The organism is Tersicoccus solisilvae, assembly GCF_014643255.1.
Taxonomy (GTDB): domain Bacteria; phylum Actinomycetota; class Actinomycetes; order Actinomycetales; family Micrococcaceae; genus Tersicoccus; species Tersicoccus solisilvae.
In genome coordinates, this window is the sequence record NZ_BMJI01000019.1 from 1 (window position 1) to 18708 (window position 18708).

The 18708-nt window shown below is 74.1% G+C and carries 16 protein-coding genes; 10 read left to right on the top strand and 6 right to left on the bottom strand.

Annotation, left to right across the window (positions count from 1 at the left end):
* The 5 genes from IEX22_RS12575 to IEX22_RS12595 all read left to right on the top strand — a co-directional run.
* On the top strand, positions 1 to 467 hold a 467-nt coding region (locus IEX22_RS12575), incomplete at its 5' end, for an FHA domain-containing protein (protein ID WP_188668764.1).
* Entirely contained in the window at positions 464 to 2182 is a 1719-nt protein-coding gene (locus IEX22_RS12580) for a serine/threonine-protein kinase (protein ID WP_188668765.1), read from the top strand. The genes IEX22_RS12575 and IEX22_RS12580, both read left to right, overlap by 4 nt.
* Before the next feature lie 73 nt (positions 2183 to 2255).
* Positions 2256 to 3299 (top strand): RDD family protein, encoded by a 1044-nt coding sequence (locus IEX22_RS12585; RefSeq protein ID WP_188668766.1) that lies wholly within the window; start codon positions 2256 to 2258, stop codon positions 3297 to 3299.
* Positions 3296 to 4915 (top strand): FHA domain-containing protein, encoded by a 1620-nt coding sequence (locus IEX22_RS12590; RefSeq protein ID WP_188668767.1) that lies wholly within the window; start codon positions 3296 to 3298, stop codon positions 4913 to 4915. Before IEX22_RS12585 ends, IEX22_RS12590 begins: the two co-directional genes overlap by 4 nt.
* A 124-nt stretch (positions 4916 to 5039) precedes the next feature.
* Positions 5040 to 5735, top strand: coding sequence for an FHA domain-containing protein (locus IEX22_RS12595; protein WP_188668768.1), 696 nt, complete (start codon positions 5040 to 5042; stop codon positions 5733 to 5735).
* A 272-nt stretch (positions 5736 to 6007) separates the two neighbouring features.
* Here the strand turns inward: IEX22_RS12595 and IEX22_RS12600 are convergent, their stop codons facing one another.
* Genes IEX22_RS12600 through IEX22_RS12625 form a run of 6 tightly spaced genes read right to left on the bottom strand, consistent with a single transcriptional unit; the run spans position 6008 to position 14306 of the window.
* Entirely contained in the window at positions 6008 to 6979 is a 972-nt protein-coding gene (locus IEX22_RS12600; protein ID WP_188668769.1) for a DUF6177 family protein, read from the bottom strand.
* Complete coding sequence (locus IEX22_RS12605) at positions 6976 to 7428, bottom strand: hypothetical protein (protein WP_188668770.1); 453 nt, start codon at positions 7426 to 7428, stop codon at positions 6976 to 6978. Before IEX22_RS12605 ends, IEX22_RS12600 begins: the two co-directional genes overlap by 4 nt.
* Positions 7425 to 11612, bottom strand: coding sequence for a type VII secretion protein EccCa (gene eccCa, locus IEX22_RS12610; RefSeq protein ID WP_188668771.1), 4188 nt, complete (start codon positions 11610 to 11612; stop codon positions 7425 to 7427). Before eccCa ends, IEX22_RS12605 begins: the two co-directional genes overlap by 4 nt.
* The gene (locus IEX22_RS12615) at positions 11609 to 12607 is read right to left on the bottom strand and encodes a CpaE/TadZ family protein (protein WP_188668772.1); all 999 of its coding nucleotides are present in this window, start codon (positions 12605 to 12607) and stop codon (positions 11609 to 11611) included. The genes eccCa and IEX22_RS12615 overlap by 4 nt, the downstream gene beginning before the upstream one ends.
* Positions 12608 to 12615: 8 nt before the next feature.
* Entirely contained in the window at positions 12616 to 13938 is a 1323-nt protein-coding gene (gene eccD, locus IEX22_RS12620) for a type VII secretion integral membrane protein EccD (RefSeq protein ID WP_188668773.1), read from the bottom strand.
* Between the two features lie 2 nt (positions 13939 to 13940).
* Positions 13941 to 14306 (bottom strand): hypothetical protein, encoded by a 366-nt coding sequence (locus IEX22_RS12625; RefSeq protein ID WP_188668774.1) that lies wholly within the window; start codon positions 14304 to 14306, stop codon positions 13941 to 13943.
* 207 nt (positions 14307 to 14513) lie between these two features.
* Here IEX22_RS12625 and IEX22_RS12630 point away from each other — a divergent pair, with 207 nt between their 5' ends.
* From IEX22_RS12630 to IEX22_RS12650, 5 genes are all read left to right on the top strand, one after another.
* Entirely contained in the window at positions 14514 to 14855 is a 342-nt protein-coding gene (locus IEX22_RS12630) for a hypothetical protein (protein WP_438816628.1), read from the top strand.
* Positions 14856 to 14923: 68 nt separating this feature from the next.
* Positions 14924 to 15226 (top strand): pore-forming ESAT-6 family protein, encoded by a 303-nt coding sequence (locus IEX22_RS12635; protein ID WP_188668775.1) that lies wholly within the window; start codon positions 14924 to 14926, stop codon positions 15224 to 15226.
* A gap of 115 nt (positions 15227 to 15341) precedes the next feature.
* Entirely contained in the window at positions 15342 to 15719 is a 378-nt protein-coding gene (locus IEX22_RS12640) for a DUF6507 family protein (RefSeq protein WP_188668776.1), read from the top strand.
* A 16-nt stretch (positions 15720 to 15735) separates the two neighbouring features.
* The gene (locus IEX22_RS12645) at positions 15736 to 18270 is read left to right on the top strand and encodes a DNA/RNA non-specific endonuclease (RefSeq protein ID WP_188668777.1); all 2535 of its coding nucleotides are present in this window, start codon (positions 15736 to 15738) and stop codon (positions 18268 to 18270) included.
* Complete coding sequence (locus IEX22_RS12650) at positions 18263 to 18703, top strand: hypothetical protein (protein WP_188668778.1); 441 nt, start codon at positions 18263 to 18265, stop codon at positions 18701 to 18703. Before IEX22_RS12645 ends, IEX22_RS12650 begins: the two co-directional genes overlap by 8 nt.
* Positions 18704 to 18708: the final 5 nt, after the last annotated feature.

Genomic DNA, 18708 nt, shown 5'->3' on the forward strand with positions numbered 1-18708 from the left:
CGGCGACCGGCCCGCTCGTGTTGGCGCGGCTCTGCCCGGACGGGCACGCCAACCCGCCCGCCGCCTCCGACTGCGGCCGCTGCGGCCGCACCCTGGCCGCCGAGCCGCGACGGGTGCCGCGACCGCCGCTCGGCACGTTCACCCTCACGGACGGCCGCCGGATCGCCCTGGACCGGCCGCTCGTCGTCGGCCGCCAGCCCGCCGTCACCCGCGGCGCCGGGGCGGACATGCCGCGCGTCGTCACCGTGCCCAGCCCCCACGGCGACGTCTCCCGCTCGCACGTGCGGGTGCGGCTGGACGGCTGGCACGTGCTGCTCGACGATCTCGCCTCCACGAACGGGACCCTGCTCCGCCGCCCGGGGCAGCCGCCGCGCCGGCTCGGCCGCGGGGAGAGCACCATGCTGCTCGACGGCGACGTCGTCGACCTCGGCGACGACGTCCGGCTGACCTTCGAGGCCCGCTCGTGAGCACGCGCCGCGCCGCGCCGCCGCCCGAGATCCCCGGCTTCCGCTACCTCAGCGTCCTCGGGTCCGGCGGGTTCTCCGACGTGTACCTGTACGAGCAGGACCGGCCGCGCCGGAAGGTCGCGATCAAGGTGCAGCTGGCGGACCTGCGCACCGACGACGCACGGGCCGCGTTCGAGCGGGAGGCCGACCTGATGGCGCAGGTCTCCACGCACCCGTACATCGTCACCATCTACGAGGCGGACGTCACCGCGGCCGGGCACTCCTATCTGGCCATGGAGTACTGCTCCCGCCCGAGCCTGAACGTGCGCGCCCGGCAGGCCCCGCTCGCCGTCAGCGAGGTGCTCACCATCGGCGTCCAGGTCGCCTCGGCCGTCGAGACCGCGCACCGCGCCGGCATCGTGCACCGGGACATCAAACCGGCCAACATCCTCGTCACCGACTACAACCGGCCGGCCCTGACCGACTTCGGCATCTCCGGGACCATGGACGCCGCCGACACCTCTGACGCCGGCATGTCCATCCCGTGGTCCCCGCCCGAGGCGTTCGACGGCGGCGGCGTCGACGGGGTGCGACTGGACGTCTGGGCGCTCGCCGCGACCCTCTACACCCTCCTGGCCGGGCACTCGCCGTTCGCCGTGACCGGCGGGAACAACTCCCAGGCCGAGGTGATCCGGCGGATCACCGGCACGCCGCTGCCGCCGATCAGACGCGAGGACGTGCCGGGTTCACTGCAGCGGGTGCTCGCGACGGCGATGGCGAAGGACCCGATGTCGCGTTACCCCAGCGCGCAGGCCTTCGCGTACGACCTGCAGCGGATCCAGGCCGAACTGGCCCTCGCCGTGACCCCGGTGGAGATCCTGGCCGAGCCCGTCGCCGTCGCGCCCGATGACGGCGACGGCGAGGCGACCCGGGTGCGCGGCGTCGTCTCGATCGACCCCGAGGGCACCACCAACGCGCGCACCGCGGACGTCGCCGGCCCCGAACGGATCGAGGTGCGGCGCCGTCCCCGGCCGGGCACGCCGGGGCACCGCGGCGGTTCGATCGGCACGCCCGACGACGAGCACACGGTGGCCGGCCCGGGTTCGGCGGCCGGGGCCCGCCCGAGCACCGCGCGACCGGGGGGACCGCTGATCAGCCGGGTCCCCGGTGTCGCCGCGGGCGGGGCGACCGCGGCGGGCACCGGTGCCGCGACCGGGTCCGAACGGTCCACGGACGAGCAGCACCGCGCGGTCGGGACGAACGCGGCCGACCGGGACCTCGACGACCCGTCCGTGGGGGAACGCCCGCCCGGCCGCCGCGGACGGCTCGTGGCCCTGGCGGTGCTCGCGCTGGCGATCCTCGTCGCCGGCGTCGTCGTGGTGGTCTCCCTGGTCTCGGGCCCGGCACCGACCACCGAGCGCAGCGCACCCGCGCTGTCGCCCAGCCCCGCGGACCCGCTGATCTACGGCACCGTGCCCACCCCGGCCGGACTGAAGGGGGCGGCCGGCAGCGGCGGCATCGTCTTCACGTGGCGCAACCCCCAGCCGGTGACGGGCGACTCGTACATGGTCCGGCCCTACACCGCCACCGACTTCTCGGCCGACCCCGTGCGCGTCGCCCAGCCCCGCGTCGTCGTGCCGCGCCGGGCCACGGGACAGACCTGCCTGGAGGTCTCGATCCGGCGGGAGAGCGGGCGTGGTTCCGAGACGCCCGCTCGGGCATGCTGGACACCGTGACCGGGTGCGCCGGGCCGGCCTCGCCGCCGCCGGCCGCCCGCAGGACCGCCCCACCGACCCCGGAGATGAGCCGATGAGCACGGCGACCCCCGCCCCCGCGTCCGAGCCGGCCACCGCGGCAGCCCTGCCCCTGGTGAACGCGTCCACGGGCAAGCGGCTCGTGGCCCGGTTGATCGACGCCCTGGTCCTCGTGCTCGTCGTCGCCGTGACGGCCGCGCTCGCCGCCGCGCAGGGTCCGCAGGGCGCGAGCGCGCCGAGCCTCGCGGCCGGCGCGGGCCTGGCCGTGACCGCCGTGATCGCCCAGTGGTGGTGGGAGGCGACGCGCGGGCGCACCGTCGGCGGCGTGACCGTCGGCATCCGCACGGTCGACGCGCGGGCGGCCGCCCCCGGGTGGTGGCGGGTACTGGTGCGCACGGTGATCGTCGCCGTCGCCGGCGTCCTGCCGGTGGTCGGGCCGCTGCTCGTCACCGTCTCCAACGTCTGGGACCGCGACCGGCAGCGGCAGGGCTGGCACGACAAGGCCGCCGGCACCTGGGTCGTCGACGCCGCCCTCGGCCGCGACCCGCTGGCCGGGGACGGTGCCCGGAGCCGCCGCGACGCGCCCGCGGCCGGGGAGCGAACGGCCGGGTCCGCGTCGCCGGCGCCCGTTCCGGCACCGGCGCCGCCAGCACCGGCACCCGCTGCACCGGCGCCGCCAGCACCGGCACCCGCGCCCGCCGCGTCGGTACCCGCGCCGGCCGCGGCGTCGGACGACCTCGAGCACACCCGGGCCAGCCGGCCCCGCTCCACCGCCTGGCGCCTGGCCTTCGACGACGGCAGCGCCGTGACCCTGCGGGGGGAGGCCCTCGTCGGCCGCAACCCCGTCAACGCGCCCGAGGAACCGGATGTCCTGCTCGTCAACCTGCCCGACCCCGGTCGCAGCATCTCCAAGACCCACGCGCACCTCGCCGCGCACGCCGACGGCGTCTGGGTCTCCGATCGGCGCTCGACCAACGGCACCGCCATCACACCGCCGCACGCCGACCGCACCGTGGTCGAGCCCGGGGTGCCGATGCTCGCCGTCGACGGCGCCCTCGTGCACCTGGGCGATCGCACCATCGTGGTGACGCGGACATGACACCCCGCCGGGCACCCGCGGTCGCGTACACGCCGGGGCGGTGGGTCCTCGTCGTCGGCGACCGGACCGTCGTCGTGCTCCCCCCGGAGACCGCCGCGGCCGCCGGGGCGGTCCGGTTGACGCTCGAGGGCGCGGACGGTCTCGCCGTCGTCGTGCGCGCACTGCCCGCGGCCCTCGCCACCGTCGGACCCGGCGCGGACGGCGTCCCGGCCGACCTGTTCGCGCTGCCCGGGTTCGCGGTGCTGCGGCTCGACGACGACGCCGCCCACGTGGTCGTCCGGGGGCCGATCACGGTCCGGCGGACCGCCATCGACCCGAGTGGCGGCCTCGCCGACCACGGGCACGCCGCCGCCCCGGCCGTCTCCGGCGTCGACGCACTGACGTGGGCGGAGGGCCGCCTGCCCGGGGGCGGCCGGTTCACCGTCGAGCTGCCGGGTGACCCGGCGGCCACCGATACCGGCACGGATGATGCCGCCGCCTCCGGATCCGACCGAGACTGGCGCCTGCTCGTCGACGGCGCGGCCCTGGCCGGGGGCATCCGGATCGAGACGCTCACCGCCGCCTCGGCACCGAGCGCCGTGGACGTCGTCGCGCACGACGCCACGTCGGTCGCCGCCGCGTCCGCGGACGTCGAGCCCGAGGACGCCGCGCCCGAGGACGCCGCGCCGGTCGCTGCCGAGCCGGCCGACGACCCCGCCGGACCGCGACCGGCTCGCGTCATGGAGGAACCGCCGGTCGACGCCGCGCCCGTGTCGACGGACACCATCGCCGCCCCGCCGACCGGGGAACAGCCCCGGGTCGCCGCGACGACCACCGCGGACGCGGCGGAGCGGACGCCGGTGACAGCCGTGGATCTGCCGGAGGAGCTGCCGGAGGCCCCGGCCGCTGCGAACGGCCCCGGCGCAGGGAACGGCCCCGACCCGGCCGAGGCCCCCGTGCTCGCCCCGTCAACGAACGCCGACGCACCGCGTCCCGAGGACGCCCCGCCCGTCCCCTCCCGTCCCCGAACCCTGATCGACGCCGTGCCGTGGCGTCTGGACGAGGAGCGCTTCGCGCGGCCACCGGCACCCGCGGCCACGTCCCCGACCGAGTCGACCGTCCCACCCGCCGTCCCGGTGGCAGAACCCGGCGGGGCCCCCGCCCCGCCGGCCGTCACCCCGGCGTCGCCGGCCCCGCGCGGCGAGCCGGTCGACGCGGGGGAGGACCACGACGGGCTGACGCTCACCGGTGCCCAGCAGGAGGCGCTGAGGGCGGCTCGCCGCAGCACCCCCGGCGGCCCGCGCGCCGTCTTCGCGACCGGTGACATCGTCCCCTTGGACGGCGGCATCACCGTCCTGGGCCGCCGCCCCGCCCTGCCCGAGGGCACCGACCCGGCCGCCGTCCGGCTGGTCACCGTGCCGAGCCCCCAGGCGGACGTCTCGCGCTCCCACCTGCGGATCGAGCGGGTCGCCGACGGCTGGCGGGCGACGGACCTGCACTCCACCAACGGCACCGTCCTCACGCACCCGGGCGAACCCGCCCGCCGCCTGCAGGAGGGAAGGTCACTGCTCCTGCGGTCCGGTGACGGCATCGACCTCGGTGACGGGGTCACCGCCACGCTGGAGGACCTCGCGTGACCGGCGGTCGCCCGCGCCGCCCGCCCCGACGCCGGGCCGGCCCTGTGTCACAATGGTGCCGCGCTCCCGCGTCGAGCCGGGTCCAGGGGGGATCCGCGGACGCCGGCGCACCGGGGGAGACGACATGGCGGAGCTGACCGTCGAGTTCTGCGGCGAGTGGTACACCCCCGCGCCGGAGGACGTCTTCACCATCGGCCGCGAGGGCGACCTGCGGATCGACGACAACCCCTACCTGCACCGGACCTTCCTGCAGATCGTGTGCCGCGACGGGCTGTGGTGGCTGACCAACGTCGGCTCGCTGCTCTCCGCCACCGTTGCCGACGGGTCCGGCGGCATGCAGGCGTGGCTCGCGCCCGGCGCCCAGCTGCCGCTCGTGTTCGGGCAGACGACGGTGGTGTTCACCGCCGGTGCGACCACCTACGAGCTGGCCGTCCACATCGCCACGCCGACGTTCCGGGCCGATCCCCGCACCACCGACGCGTCGGGCGAGACGACGATCGGCATGGTGGTCTTCACCCCCACCCAGAAGGCGCTGATCCTGGCCCTGGCCGAGCCGTCCCTGCGCCGCGGGGGCACCGGCTTCGCCAACATCCCGTCGTCGGCGAAGGCGGCGGAACGCCTCGACTGGTCGCAGTCCAAGTTCAACCGCAAGCTCGACAACGTCTGCGAGAAGCTCGACCGCGTCGGCGTCACCGGGCTGCGGGCGACGGGCGGGGGACCGGCGTCCAACCGCCGGGCGCGTCTCGTCGAACACGCCATCACGTCGCACCTCGTCACGGTCGACGACCTGGCTCTGCTGGACACCCCGATCGACGACTGAGTGCCTCCGGCGTCATCGCCGCGGGACCGAGTGCCGCGGCACCGTGAGTCCGTCGGTTCCGCCCTCGGGTTTCGCTGAGTCCGTCGGTTCCGCCCTCGGGTTTCGCTGAGTCCGTCGGTTCCGCCCTCATGCCCCGGTCAAAGACTCCCGTTCGAGGGCGGAACTGACGGACTCATGACGGAGACCGAAGAACGGAGACCGAAGGCCGAAGAACGGAGACCGAAGCGGCCGAAGAACGGAGATCAGGCGACGGAGTTCGAGCACCGAGGGCCTCAGCCGGCGAGGCGCTGCACCAAGCGGGCGTGCTGTTCGAGGGGGTGCACCCCCTCGGGCTGCTGGTCGTAGGCGACGACGAGCGACGGCGCCGCCGAGGGCCCGACCAGTTCGGCCCGGTCCCCGGCCAGCTTCCGGGCCGCCTCCGGCCCGGCCGACCGCACTGCGTCGGGCCCGAAGACCGCCAGGCCCGGCACCGACGCCCCCGTGAACCGGGCCGGCCGGTTCAGTGCCGGCAGTCCGAGGGCGTGCCCCACCAGCGCACTGCGCACCGCGTGCCGGGTGAGCGCGCGGCCGACGTAGCCGAGCGCGGCGTCGTCGAGCGGGTCGTCGGCCTCCACCAGCAGCTCGAACGTCTCGCTGACGCCGGTGGCGGTGCGCTGCACGTCCAGCACGCCGACCGCGGCCACCTGGCTGCCCGGCTGCGGAGCGCCGACCACGACGAGGCGTGACCGGTGCGGGGAGATGCGGAAGCAGTGGTCGGTCAGCGCGCTCACGTCCCACGGCTCGCTGGCCGGCTCGTGGGTGCCCCACCCGGTCGGCGGCTGGCCGGTGAGCAGGGTCAGCAGCGTCTCGGCCAGGTCGCCGACGCGCGTTCCGTGCGCGGCGGGATGCATGACGTCCGCGCGCAGGTGCAGGGCGCCGTCCGGCCGGGCGTCGGCGACGAGGAACTCCTCGGCGAGCTCGTCGACGGTGGTGAACGCATCGCCGTCCCAGCCGTGCACCCGGCCCGTGTAGCCGTCGTGGAACCGGCCGTCGTGCCGGGTGACCAACCAGCGCCGGCCCGGCTGCGAGAGCAGGTCGTTCGCGGGCAGGGTGAGGGCACTGTCCGGCGGGGTGATCAGGGCGAGGAACCGGCCCTCCTCGGCCGCGCGTGCGGCGGCGAGGTCGACCCAGGCGGATCGGTGCACCACCGGCTTGTCCTGGAAGAGGACCGCGGTGTCGGCGGTGGTGAAGTCGAACAGGCTCATCGGTCGCCCCCCGGCGCGTCGGAGGAGTCGGCCGGGCCCGGCGGTGGCCCGGCGACGTGACCGCCGAACGCCCCGCCGATGATGAGAGCGAGCCGCTCGGCGACGGGCCGGCCCGCGGGCGAGACGGCGTGCACCTCGACCCACCAGACCGGCTCGGCGGTGGGGGACAGCGAGGGGAAGCCGGCCGGGCCGGCGGTGCCGTCGGCGGGCGGGCCGAGCTCCGTGATGGTGGCGCCGGCGAGCACGCGGCCGGGCTCGGCGCCCACCCGGATCAGCCGGGGCAGTTCCACCACGACGTCGGCCGGCCCGTCCTCGGCCGTCGCCACCTCGAGCAGCAGCCCCTCGGCGCTCTCGCGGACGAACCGGTCGCCGGCGACGGCGGCCACGGCCGCCACCAGGTTCTCCGGCTCCGGCTGGTTCCGGCAGGCCACCACCCAGTCGGCGCTCACGAGGGGCTCCTTTCGTCGGAACGGGCGGACGGGACGAGACCGAGGGGACCGGTCACGGTGCCCTCGCCGACCTCGTCCGACTCGGCCACCGGGTTGTGGAACAGCTGCACCGTCTCCGGTGCGCGGCCCGGCCGCAGCACCTGCGCGCGCCCGACCGGCAGTTGGCGCGCCCGCAGCCCGTTCAGCAGCACGCCCTCGCCACGGTCGCCGGACATCAGCAGGCCGGTGCCGCCGGAGTCCCGCAGGGCCGTGAAGAACGACTCGTAGATGCCGCGGCTGGCGCCTCGCACGCGCCGGGTGAGGACGGCGTGCAGGCCGATCTGCGCGCCGAGCGGCAGGTACGGCGTGAGCCGGGAGAGCGGGCCGGTGCCGCCCGCGGTGAGGATGTCGTAGTCGTCGATGAGCAGCACGACGGCGGGGGCGGTGGCGGCGTGGTCGGCGTCGGCCACGCGCTCGGCGAGCTCGGTCGCGACGGCCCCGGCGAGCTGCTCCGCCAGGGCGGCGCTGGGCGCGTAACCCCCGAGGTACTCGTCGGGGATCTCGCCCTCCAGGCTGCGCCGGGGGTCGAACACGGCGAAGACGATGTCCTCGGACGTGTACTGCTCCCGCAGCCGCCGGGTGAGGGTGCGCAGCAGGTTGGTCTTGCCGCAGCCGTCGTCGCCGAGCACGAGCAGGTGCCGGTCGGCACCGCGCAGATCCAGCAGCTCCGGCTCCAGGTCGCTCTCCCGCAGCCCCAGCGGCACGCGCCCGCGCCGTCGCGGCGTCGGGACCGTGTCCGCCTCGACGAGGGCGGGCAGCACGCGCACGGCCATCGCCCGGTCCTCGGTGGAGGCGGCGACGTCGGCGACCAGGGAGCGCAGCCCCTCCTGCGCGGTGTCGACGTCGTCGACGCCGTCGATCCGCGGCAGGGCGACGTGCCCGAGCAGCTTCCCGTCGGTCAGGGCCCGGCCGGGCCGGTCCGCGGGGATGGCCTCGGCGAGCTTCCTGCCGTGCTGGGACTCCGCCGGCTCGCCGAGCCGCAGTTCGATCCGGTTGCCGAAGAAGGCCTGCTGGGCCAGCCGCACCTCGTTCGTCCGGGTGGAGGTGACGATGACGTGGATGCCGTACCCGCCGCCGCGGGAGATGAGGGCGTGCACGTTGCGCTCGACGTCCTCGAACTCGTCCTGCAGCTGGCCGTACCCGTCGAGCAGGAGCACGATGTCGGCGCTGGCGACGCCGGGCGCCTCCCCACGGCCGGCGAGGCGGCGCAGGGTGGTCAGGGAGTCGATGCCGCGCTCCTCGAAGAGCCGTTCCCGGACGGCGAGCATGCCCATCAGCTCGTCCACGGTGCGCCGAACGACCTCGCGGTTGGTGCGCACGGCGACGCCGCCGACGTGGGGCAGGTCCTGCAGGGGCAGCAGCGCGCTGCCGAGCAGGTCGACGGCGTAGATGCCGACCTCCGCGGGGCTGTGCGTGAGGGCCAGCGACGCGGCGAGCGTGCGCAGCAGGGTCGACTTGCCGGACGACGGGCCGCCGACGATGTGCAGGTTGCCGCCGGCGGCGGTGAGGTCGAGCTGCCACAGGCCCTGCCACTGCTTGGCGGGGTCGTCGAGCAGCCCGATCGGCACCCGCAGGTTGCCGCCGGGGATGCGCAGGCCCGCGCTGGTGCTCTGGGGTGCTCCGGCGGCCGTGTCCAGCGCCATCGCGGCGGGCAGCGGCGGCAGCCAGATGGGCTCGACCGCCCGCGGGAACCGGGACAGCACGCCCATCAGCGTCGAGAGCACCGTGGGGCCCGTGGTGCGGCGCGACGGGCCGGACCCCGGGGCGGCCGCCGCGGCCGCCGGAACGGCCGGCACGTCCGGGGCGGGACCGGCGCCGGGCGACGCGGACCGGCCGGTGCGCGCCCGTGTGCCGCCGAACGCGCCGGTCCCGGTGAAGGTGTGTTCCGAGACGACCGCCGCCGACGCGGCCGAGGACTCCCCGGCGTCGAGCGTGGCGGCGTACCGGGGCACCAGCGCCACCGCGGGCTCGACCGCCGCCGGGGCGGCGTCCTCCGCCCGGCGCAGGTCCTCGGCCGGCCCGGAGACGTACCCGGCCTTGAACCGGGTGTAGGTCGTGGTGTCCACCTTCAGATAGCCGAAGCCGGGCACGGGCGGCAGGTGGAAGGCGTCGGGGGTCTCCAGCACGGTGCGGCTCTCCGCCTCCGACAGGGTCCGCAGCCCGATCCGGTAGGAGAGATAGGTGTCGAGGCCGCGCAGCTTGCCGCCCTCGATGCGCTGGCTGGAGAGCAGCAGGTGCACGCCGATCGAGCGGCCGATCCGGCCGATGGAGAGGAACAGCTCGATGAAGTCGGGCCGGGCGGTGAGCAGCTCCCCGAACTCGTCGATGATGACGACGAGGTGCGGCAGCGGGGCCAGGTGCTCGCCGCGCTCGAGCCGCTCGCGCCGGTGCAGCTGGTAGTCGGTGATGTTGGCGATGTTCCCGGCCGCCTTGAGCACCTCCTGCCGACGCTGGATCTCCCCGGCCAGGCTGGCGTACACGCGCTCGATCATCGCGACGTCGTCGGAGAGGTTGGTGATGACGCCGGCGACGTGCGGGGCGCCCGCGAACGGGGCGAACGTGGCACCGCCCTTGTAGTCGACCAGCACCATGGACAGCACGTCGGGCGCGTGGGTGGCCAGCAGCCCCAGGACGAGGCTGCGGAGCATCTCGCTCTTGCCGGAACCGGTGGCGCCCACGCACAGCCCGTGCGGGCCCATGCCGAACTGGGCGGACTCCTTCAGGTCCAGCAGCACCGGCCGACCGCGGTCGTCCGGTCCGAGCGGCACCCGCAGGAAGTCGACCTCGGCGCGCGGGGCCCACAGCCGGCGCACGTCCTCCTCGGTGGCGTCCACCCGCAGGCCCAGCATGGTGAGGAAGTCGTCGGTGCCGGATGTGCTCTCGTGCTCCAGGGAATCCGCCGACAGGCGCAGTGACGCGAGCTCACGCGCCAGCGCGGCGGCCGTGGCGACGGGCAGGGGCGTCAGCTGACCCTCCTGGACGGCGGGCGACAACGGGTCAGCCAGGTGGTTCTCCAGCCGGTAGCCCTCGGCGGTCTGGGTGATCCGCAGGCCCACGTCCGAGGGCTCCTGGGTGCGCTCGCGCACCAGGTGCAGCGTGGTGATGCCGAGGGAGCCCGGCGTGGCCCGCTTGTCCGTCAGCGCGAGCTCCCCGGGCAGCTCCCCGAAGGCGTCGGAGACGACGAGCAGTCGCGGCAGCGCGCTCCCGACGCCGGCGCGCAGGAAGTTCTTCCGCGCCTCGGCGGCGAGCGTGGACCGGGCGTTCAGGTCGTCGGCCAGGACGTCGGTCAGCTCGTCCATGCTGCGGGCGAGCCGGCGCACCGGCCCGGTGGCGTGCGCGTGCTTCTGGTCGGCCAGGTGCGGCAACCACGTGAGCCAGCCGACGTCGTCGCGCCGGTCCTCGGGCACCGCGGCAGCCAGGTGCAGGTCCTCGGGCGAGTGGAACGCGGCCGCCTGGATCACGAGCACCCGTGCGACGGCGAGGGTGAAGTCCCGGTCCCCGACGATGCTGACGTTGCCGGCGGAGTCGAGGGGCACGGTCAACGGCAGGCCGGGGGACGCCTCGTAACGGCGCTGCAGGAGCCGCAGCTCCGAGTCCATGAACGGGTCGGTCTGCTGCAGGGCGCCGGCGGTCTCGGTGACCGTGATGGGCCGCAGCGGCCGCGTGCCGGTGCCGAGGCGCACGTGCAGGAAGTCCTCGTCGGCCCGCCGCCGCTCCCACAGCCGGGCCGGGTTGCGGACGACGTCGAACAGGGCGGTCGGCACCGGGTTGCCCTCCTGGGCGACCCGCACCGCCCGCTGCTCGCCGGCACGCAGCTCGGCGCGGGTCCGTTCGAGGTAGTCCAGGTAGTTCTCGCGCTGCTCGCGCCGTTGCCGCCCCGCCCTGCCTCGCTGGCTGATCAGCATGACGATGGACGCCAGGACGGTGACGATCATCATCAACGCGCCGACCGCCGCCAGGCTGGACCCGCGGAACAGCATCATCACGGTCATGGACGCCCCGGCCCCGAGCAGCGGGATCAGGGACATCATGTTCATCCCGCCGCGGCCGCCCTCCACGGGCGGCGGCGCGTTCAGCACGAACGGCTCGGGCGTGCGCGACGGCGGCGTGGTCCGTCCCGGGCGATGGACGAGGCGCACGCTCATCGGGCCGCGCTCCCGGGACCGGGCCCGCCGCCGGTGCCGGCTCCCGGCGTGGCGGTGGTGACCGGGACGCCGGCGATGGCGGTCCTGACCAGGGCGGAGGCCAGCGCCGTGGCCTGCAGCCGGGTGCTGCGGGCCAGCAGCGCCAGGTCGAACTCGACACCGGCGGCCAGGTGGCGGTCGTGGCGCAGGGGCAGCGCCGGCACGCCGTCGTGGTCGAGCTGCCGCGCCTCGGCGTCGACGTCCAGACCCGCGCCCGGCTGGACGTCCACGAGGACGGTGAGCAGCGGGGGTGACGCCGGCCCGGCGGCCAGGGTCCCGGCCAGCCAGCGGGCGTCGTCGAGCCCGGCGACGGTGCACGGGGCGACCTGCAGCAGCGCGTGGGCCCCCGCGAACCCGGCGGGCGAGCCCGCCGTGGCGGCCGGGTCGCCGTGGAGGACGGGCGCGTCCACCAGCGTCACCGCGCAGAACCGGGAGGCGGCGACGACGAGGTCCTCGAGCGCGCCGTCGGCGGCGCTCGCCGATGCGGCCCACAGGTTGCGCCCGGCGGGGGCCAGGGCACCGGTGAGGTCGGCCACCGAGGCGGGCACCCGCCCGGCCGCGTCGAGGACCTCGCGCGCGGGGGGCAGCGCGCGGTCGGGGGCCAGCCGCAGTGCCAGCGTGCCGCGGGCACCGGCGGCGTCGAGCACGGTCACGGGGTCGGTCCGCAGGGCACCGATGACGCGGGCGAGCAGCGCCGCCGTCGTGGTCCGCCCGGAACCGCCGCGCGTGCCGATCACGGCCACGCGCCGGCCCGTGGTCACGGCACCCTGGACGCCCGCGGCCGCCTCGGTGAGCTGCTGCGGATAGGGGTCGGCGGTGACGATTCCCGTCACCTGCCGGACGGCGCGCGCGGCCCAGCTCTCGCCGGGAGTGCCGCGCAGGCGCCGCCGCTGCTGGTCGCGAACCGACTCGAAGTCGCCGTGGATGTCCGACGGGACACCGGTGTGCGTGCTCATCGTTCCCCTTACCCGAAGCTCGTCAGCAGTTGAGCGAACACGCCGAACAGCCCGACGGCCAGCGGCACCGAGGCGAGGATCAGCAGCGTCTCGGCGCGGTTGCCGTTCTGCCGCAACTGGGCCAGCACGTGCGCGGGCGCCCGGACCAGCAGGCCGGTCAGGATGCCGGCGACCACCAGCGCGAGGGCCGCGACGGCGAGCCAGCGCAGCGCCGTCCCGCGGCCGAGCAGGTCCAGGACCAGGGCGACGAGGCCGGTGAGGGCCGCCGCGTAGAGCGCGGTCCGCTGGGCGGCGAGCGGGAACGACCGGGCCCGCAGGGCCGTGGCCGCGGTCAGCACGGCGAGCAGCAGCAGCCCCCACACCGGTTCGCGACGTTCGGAGCCGAGCAGCCACAGGGCGGCGCCCAGACTGACGGCGCAGATCACCGTGCCCATGGTCAGCGAGCGATGCGCCGACGCGATGGCGGCGACGGCGTCGGTGCGGCGCAGGGTGCCGCCGGCGGCACGCCGGTCGTCGAGCGCGGCGAGCCCCGACCCGGACAGGGCGATCCTGGGCACGAGGCCCAGCACCAGCAGGGTGACGATGCCCATGATCGCCCCGGCCCGCGGCGGCGTCGCCGTCCACACCCAGATCAGCCCCCACAGGGCCGCGAGCACGGTGAGGGTGAGGGCGCCGCCGAGGTACACGGCACGGGTGGGCGAGACCAGGGTCAGCAGCAGCAGGACGACGAGGGCGAGGCCGATCAGCCCGAGGGCGTGCAGCGCCGGCGTCGCCGGCAGCAGCAGGATGCCGAGCGCCCCGGCCGCGACCCCGGCGCCGAGCAGCAGGGCACCCGCGATCCGGGTCGCCGGTCGCGGCAGCGCGGCGGTTCCCGCGGCCAGGGCGACGGCGCCGCCGAGCAGGGGCAGCAGCCCGGGCGGGGAGGCGAGCGGGGACAGCACCCACAGCACCCCGGCGAGCAGCAGGGCACCGGCGACGGCCGCGACGGAGGACCGCCAGGCCGGCGTCCACACCCCGCCCATCGCGTCGGTGCGCTCGACGACGGCGTCGGTGACGTCGTAGATCACCGGGGGCGGCGGGGCGTCGGCGCGGTCCACGAGGGTCAGGACGGCGCCGTCGAGCACCTGCGCCTGCTCGAGGGTGCCGTCGGCGGGCAGGGTGGTCCCGGTCCCGGTGACCAGCAGCTTCTCGGCGGCCCGGCCGCGGGCCGGCTCCTCGAGCAGGTCCAGCACGCGGGGGACCAGGGCCCCGATCGGGTGGTCGGAGGGCAGCAGCAGGTCGGCGTGCCGATGACTGCCGAGCACGGTGACCCGGGTGAGATCCGTGGCCATGGTCAGAGGACCTCCATCGTCGGGGCGGAGGGCGCCGGGAGGGGCGGGAGCAGGACGCGAACGGTGCGGGTGCGGTCCGGTGCGGGCGCGCCCTGGCGCTGCTTGTCCAGTTCCTGCTGGCGCTGCTGCTGTTCCTGCTCCTGTTGCTGCTGCTTGGCGCTCTGCTCGGCCAGCAGGTTCGCCACGAAGGAGTAGCCGACGCATACCGCCGCGACGAGGGCCGCCACGGCGACGCTGTAGAAGAAGGTGCGCACGCCGTCGGACCAGCGGCGCTGCAGCGGGTTGCTCCCGTACAGCAGCGCCGTCTGCAGGCGATTGCGTCGGACGGCGACGGACTCGATGAGCTGGCTGTCGTAGTCGGCGGCCACCGATCTCCTTCCCCCAGGGACGCTCGGTCGGCACCATCCTTCCATCCCGGCGAGCCACGAGGGGACCATCCGCGGTGATCGGGATGGGTAGTTCTCCCCATGCCCGGTGGTTGTGCTGCGCGATCGGTTCCGATTCCATGGGAGGGAGCGTTGAGAACGGCATGGGATCGACCGGATCCCGCCACCACCTGAAGGGGGAAATCGGACATGAGCATGAAGTTCGACATGGGGACGCAGACCCTGAGCACGCTGACCAACCAGACGAGCACCAACAGTGAGGACCTCGGATCCCTGGTCCGCAAGCTGGTGGCCGACGTCGCGCCGCTGGAGGGCAAGTTCAACGGCTCCGGCCGCGCGCGCTTCGACGATTTCAAGAGCCGCACCGACGAGATCGCCAACGAGCTGAACAACTCGCTCGGCGCCATCCTCGAGGGCCAGTCCGGAATGGATCTCGCCTTCCAGACCGGCGACCAGGAGACCGCGGACAACGCCGCGCAGGCGGGCAGCTCGGCAGACTTCGCCGCTGCCGACTTCAAGTCGCGCCGCTGACCGGCACCACACCAGCCACCACAGTCATCCGGCGGGCGTCCGACCCGCCGTCACGAGGGGAAAGAATCATGTTGGATCGCATCTCTTACGACACCGGCGTCTCCACGTCCGTCCAGGGCGACATCCAGTCCACCATCGGTCGGCTCGAGACGCTGATCGCCGCGCGTGAGCGGGACGTCGCCACGGCGATGGCCGACTTCCAGGCGGATGGCGTCTCCGACGACTACCACAACGTCGAGCAGCGCTGGAAGAACGCCGCCGGCGAGGTCAAGAACATCATCCTGCTGGTCAAGCAGACCCTGGGCCTGAACGACGAGACGGCCGCGCAGGCCGGCGTCAAGGCGAGGAATTCGGTCAACAACATCGGCTGAGCCGCTCCACAGCGCTGCCGGGCCGGGCGTCGTCGACGCCGGCCCGACGCGCAGCGCTCACCGACTGGTCCACGCGCCGGCGCCCGTCGCCGGCCGGTATCCGCAGGAGTGAAGCATGTCCTTCGACGTGTCCACCAGCGCCGTGGTGGGAGTCCTCAACGAGGTCAACGGCGTGTACACGACGTACGAGAAGCTCGTCACCGGCTTCGGCGAGGCGGTGAGCGCGCTGGCGACGGCCACCAAGGCCGAGCCGATCGGCACCGCGCTGCAGGGCGCCTCCGAGAAGGCCTTCAGCCCGGACATCACCAACGTCGTGGGACGCACCGGCACCGCGCTGAGCGCGGTGAACCAGGTGGTCACCATCCTCACCGACGCGGACTCGACGATGTCCCAGACGGCGCGCGAGCAGGCAGCCAGCGCCCAGCAGGCCAAGGCCGACGACGCTCCGGGCGCCACCACTGGATCCGGGCACACGCCGCGCAACGCGCGATGATGCAGGGGGAGTGCTCGTGAGTTATGACATTGCGGCGTTCGAGAAGAATCTGCCGGATCCGGAGGTCATTCGCACGGCGGGGACGGCGTTGAAGGCGAAGGCGGGTTCGTTCTCGTCGAAGGCGTCGTCGACGTCGTCGTCGTGGGCGAAGTTGCAGGGCAAGGGGGTGTATTCGGCGCCGGGGGACGATGTGGTGTTCTCGGCGTTCGGGCCGGTGACGTCGGCGGCGTCGGATCTGGTGACGGATGTCGGGTCGGTGAAGACGGCGACGGATGGGTTCGCCGATGAGGTGGAGACGATCAAGACGAAGCTGTCGGGCATCAAGGCGGATGCGGCGTCGTTCGAGAGTGAGGTCGGGGGCCGGTCGCGGGATGACTGGGATGACGATGAGGGTCTGGTCAAGAAGGAGCAGGACATCATCCACGGCTTGAACGGGTTGTATGCGGACCTGCAGGCCGCGCAGATGACGTGCGCGAACTCGATCAATGCGATCTACGGTGGCCCGACGTATGTGATGGTGACGCAGGACGGGCCGAAGGCCGGTCAGATCGCGTACGGGTACACCAATGAGCAGTTGGACGCGGCGTCGAACGAGGGCAATATCCCGTGGGGCAAGCCGACGGAGTGGGACAAGCCCTGGTACAAGGATGCGTGGGACGGGGTGTGCTCGTTCGGTAAGGGCGTCTGGTCCGGCGTGACGGGCACCGTCAAGGGTCTGTGGAACATGGTCAACGTGACGGACATGGACACGTTCAAGGCGACGTGGACGGGGCTGGGGAAGCTGGCCTTGAACGTGGCGATCGTGTCTTCGCCGGTGGCGCAGGTGGCGATGCGGGCGACCGGTCACGGGGATGTGGTGGACAAGGCCGGCCAGGAGCTGCTGGCGGTGGGCAAGGCCGCGATCCATTGGGATGACTGGAAGCGTGACCCGGCGTACGCGGCCGGGGCGACGACGTTCGATCTGGCGACGATTCTGCTGACGGCCGGCGGTGGTGCGGTGGCGAAGACGGGGTCGGTCGCGGGCAAGATCGCGGAGATCTCCAATGCCGGGGGCAAGGTCGGCACGGTGTTGAACGCGACGAAGATCTCCTCGCTGGCGAACGTGACGATCAAGGGCGTGGACCTGGTGAGCATGCTCAAGATCAAGGGCATCACCATCGCGACGGACGGGATCAAGGTCGCGGGCACGAAGATCGCGGAGTTGCCGGTGAAGGTCGCCGGCGGCTCGAGCAGCTTCAGCACCCGGGTGGCGGCGATGGCGGACCAGTTGGGCCTGGGTGGCCCGCGGGTGGCGACCGCCGGTGGTGGTCATGGGCTGGGTGACGTGGCGACCGGTGGGTCGGCGCGTCCGTCGGTGATGCATCTGGGTGCGGACACCCCGTCCCGGCCGACCGGGACGACCGGGGCGCACCCGGGCGCGGGTTCCGGTTCCCGTTCGGTGCCCGAGGGCGAGCCGCGGTTCGGGGTCCGCACCGAGGACGGCACCCCGTCGGGTAAGCCCGTCACGACGGGCACGCACCCGGACGCACCGGAAGGCTCCACCAAGCCGGCCGCTTCGACGACGCACCCGGACGCACCGGAATCCGGCACGGCCAAGCCCGCCGCCGCGACGACGCACCCGGACGCACCGGAATCCGGCACGGCCAAGCCCGCCACGACGACGCACCCCGAGGCGCCCGAGTCGCGGCCCGCGGCCGCGTCGCCGGAAACGGCGGCGGGACGCGCACCGCTCGAGGACGCCCCGATGACGAGGCACGAGACCCAGCTCGACCTCGGGACGAGTGATCGACCGGCTCAGGGCGGGCCCGACGGTCATGGTGAGAAACCGGGCCCGGACGACGCCGGCGAGCACACGGCACCGCACGAGGCGGGGGAGCCGGCTCGTCCCGCCGGTCCGGAGGGTTACCCGCGGCCGGAGGTGCAGCACACCGTGCAGGTTCCCGCGCACGACGTCCCGGGGGCGAGGACGGGGTTCGGCCGAGACGGCGGCCTGGAGCCGTCGACGGCCTACGAGGTGCCGGGCCGGGGCACGTTCTACACGAACGGCGAAGGACGTGTCCATTACGTCGAGACGGACTACGGCACCAAGGGCAACCTCAATCCGGACCTCATGGACCCCGCACCGGACACGACGTACGTCGTCGGCGACAACCACGTGTTCCAGACCGACGGATCGTCGCGAACCGTCCTGGCCCACGTCGACGACCTCTTCCGGGGCGACGCCTACCGCTCGTCCAGCGTCACCGGCCGGGTCGGTCGCGAAGGCGGCATCGGCTACGAGGGCGGGCACCTGCTGGGTAAGGCATTCGGCGGCGGAACCGAGGACATCAACCTCGTGGCCATGCTCCGCGACGTCAACCGGGGTAGCGGCCACAGCTTCGGTAACCTCGAAGGCGACTTGAGGCGACTCCTGGACGAAACACCCAGGCCGACGATCGAAGTCAACGTCCGGCCGCGCTTCAGCGGAGATGGAGACGTTCCGCAGCTCATTCGAGCGGAGTACCGGATCAACGGAGGGGAGTGGCAACGTGCCAGGTTCAGAAATGTCTGATGCGTCAGGAGAGCAGGAGAAGTTCATCGCCGTTGCGAGACAACTTCACGCCTTGATCCCCCCGGCATTCGAGAAGATCGACATGCGGGTGTCGGCAACACACGCGGTTCAAACCTCGGTCATCACCGCTGAGGATCAGCAAGGCAACAGACAGTCGCTTCAAGGCAGTGATGAGGTCGACGACGCAGTCGACGACCTCAGAGCCGCGATGTACAGACCCGGATCCGGAACATGGTTCAGCGCCGTACTGACGGTGACCGCGGCCGGGAAGGCCGACGCGTCCTACAACTACGACGACGAGCCGACGTGGCCTTTCCCGGTGGACCCGCAGGTCTACGCCACTGACCTCGAGGCTTTTCCCCGCGACGATGCGCATCTGCCGGAGTGGTTGCGGCAGAAGGTCCGGGACCATGCGGCGGGCAGGACGGAATAGCGTCC

What these genes read in the sequence shown, in the direction of transcription:
- IEX22_RS12585 (WP_188668766.1), top strand. Translation starts at nt 2,256, where the DNA reads ATGAGCACGGCGACCCCCGCCCCCGCGTCCGAGCCGGCCACCGCGGCA.
- IEX22_RS12590 (WP_188668767.1), top strand. Translation starts at nt 3,296, where the DNA reads ATGACACCCCGCCGGGCACCCGCGGTCGCGTACACGCCGGGGCGGTGG.
- IEX22_RS12595 (WP_188668768.1), top strand. Translation starts at nt 5,040, where the DNA reads ATGGCGGAGCTGACCGTCGAGTTCTGCGGCGAGTGGTACACCCCCGCG.
- IEX22_RS12600 (WP_188668769.1), bottom strand. Translation starts at nt 6,979, where the DNA reads ATGAGCCTGTTCGACTTCACCACCGCCGACACCGCGGTCCTCTTCCAG.
- eccCa (WP_188668771.1), bottom strand. Translation starts at nt 11,612, where the DNA reads ATGAGCGTGCGCCTCGTCCATCGCCCGGGACGGACCACGCCGCCGTCG.
- IEX22_RS12615 (WP_188668772.1), bottom strand. Translation starts at nt 12,607, where the DNA reads ATGAGCACGCACACCGGTGTCCCGTCGGACATCCACGGCGACTTCGAG.
- eccD (WP_188668773.1), bottom strand. Translation starts at nt 13,938, where the DNA reads ATGGCCACGGATCTCACCCGGGTCACCGTGCTCGGCAGTCATCGGCAC.
- IEX22_RS12630 (WP_438816628.1), top strand. Translation starts at nt 14,514, where the DNA reads ATGAGCATGAAGTTCGACATGGGGACGCAGACCCTGAGCACGCTGACC.
- IEX22_RS12635 (WP_188668775.1), top strand. Translation starts at nt 14,924, where the DNA reads ATGTTGGATCGCATCTCTTACGACACCGGCGTCTCCACGTCCGTCCAG.
- IEX22_RS12640 (WP_188668776.1), top strand. Translation starts at nt 15,342, where the DNA reads ATGTCCTTCGACGTGTCCACCAGCGCCGTGGTGGGAGTCCTCAACGAG.
- IEX22_RS12650 (WP_188668778.1), top strand. Translation starts at nt 18,263, where the DNA reads ATGTCTGATGCGTCAGGAGAGCAGGAGAAGTTCATCGCCGTTGCGAGA.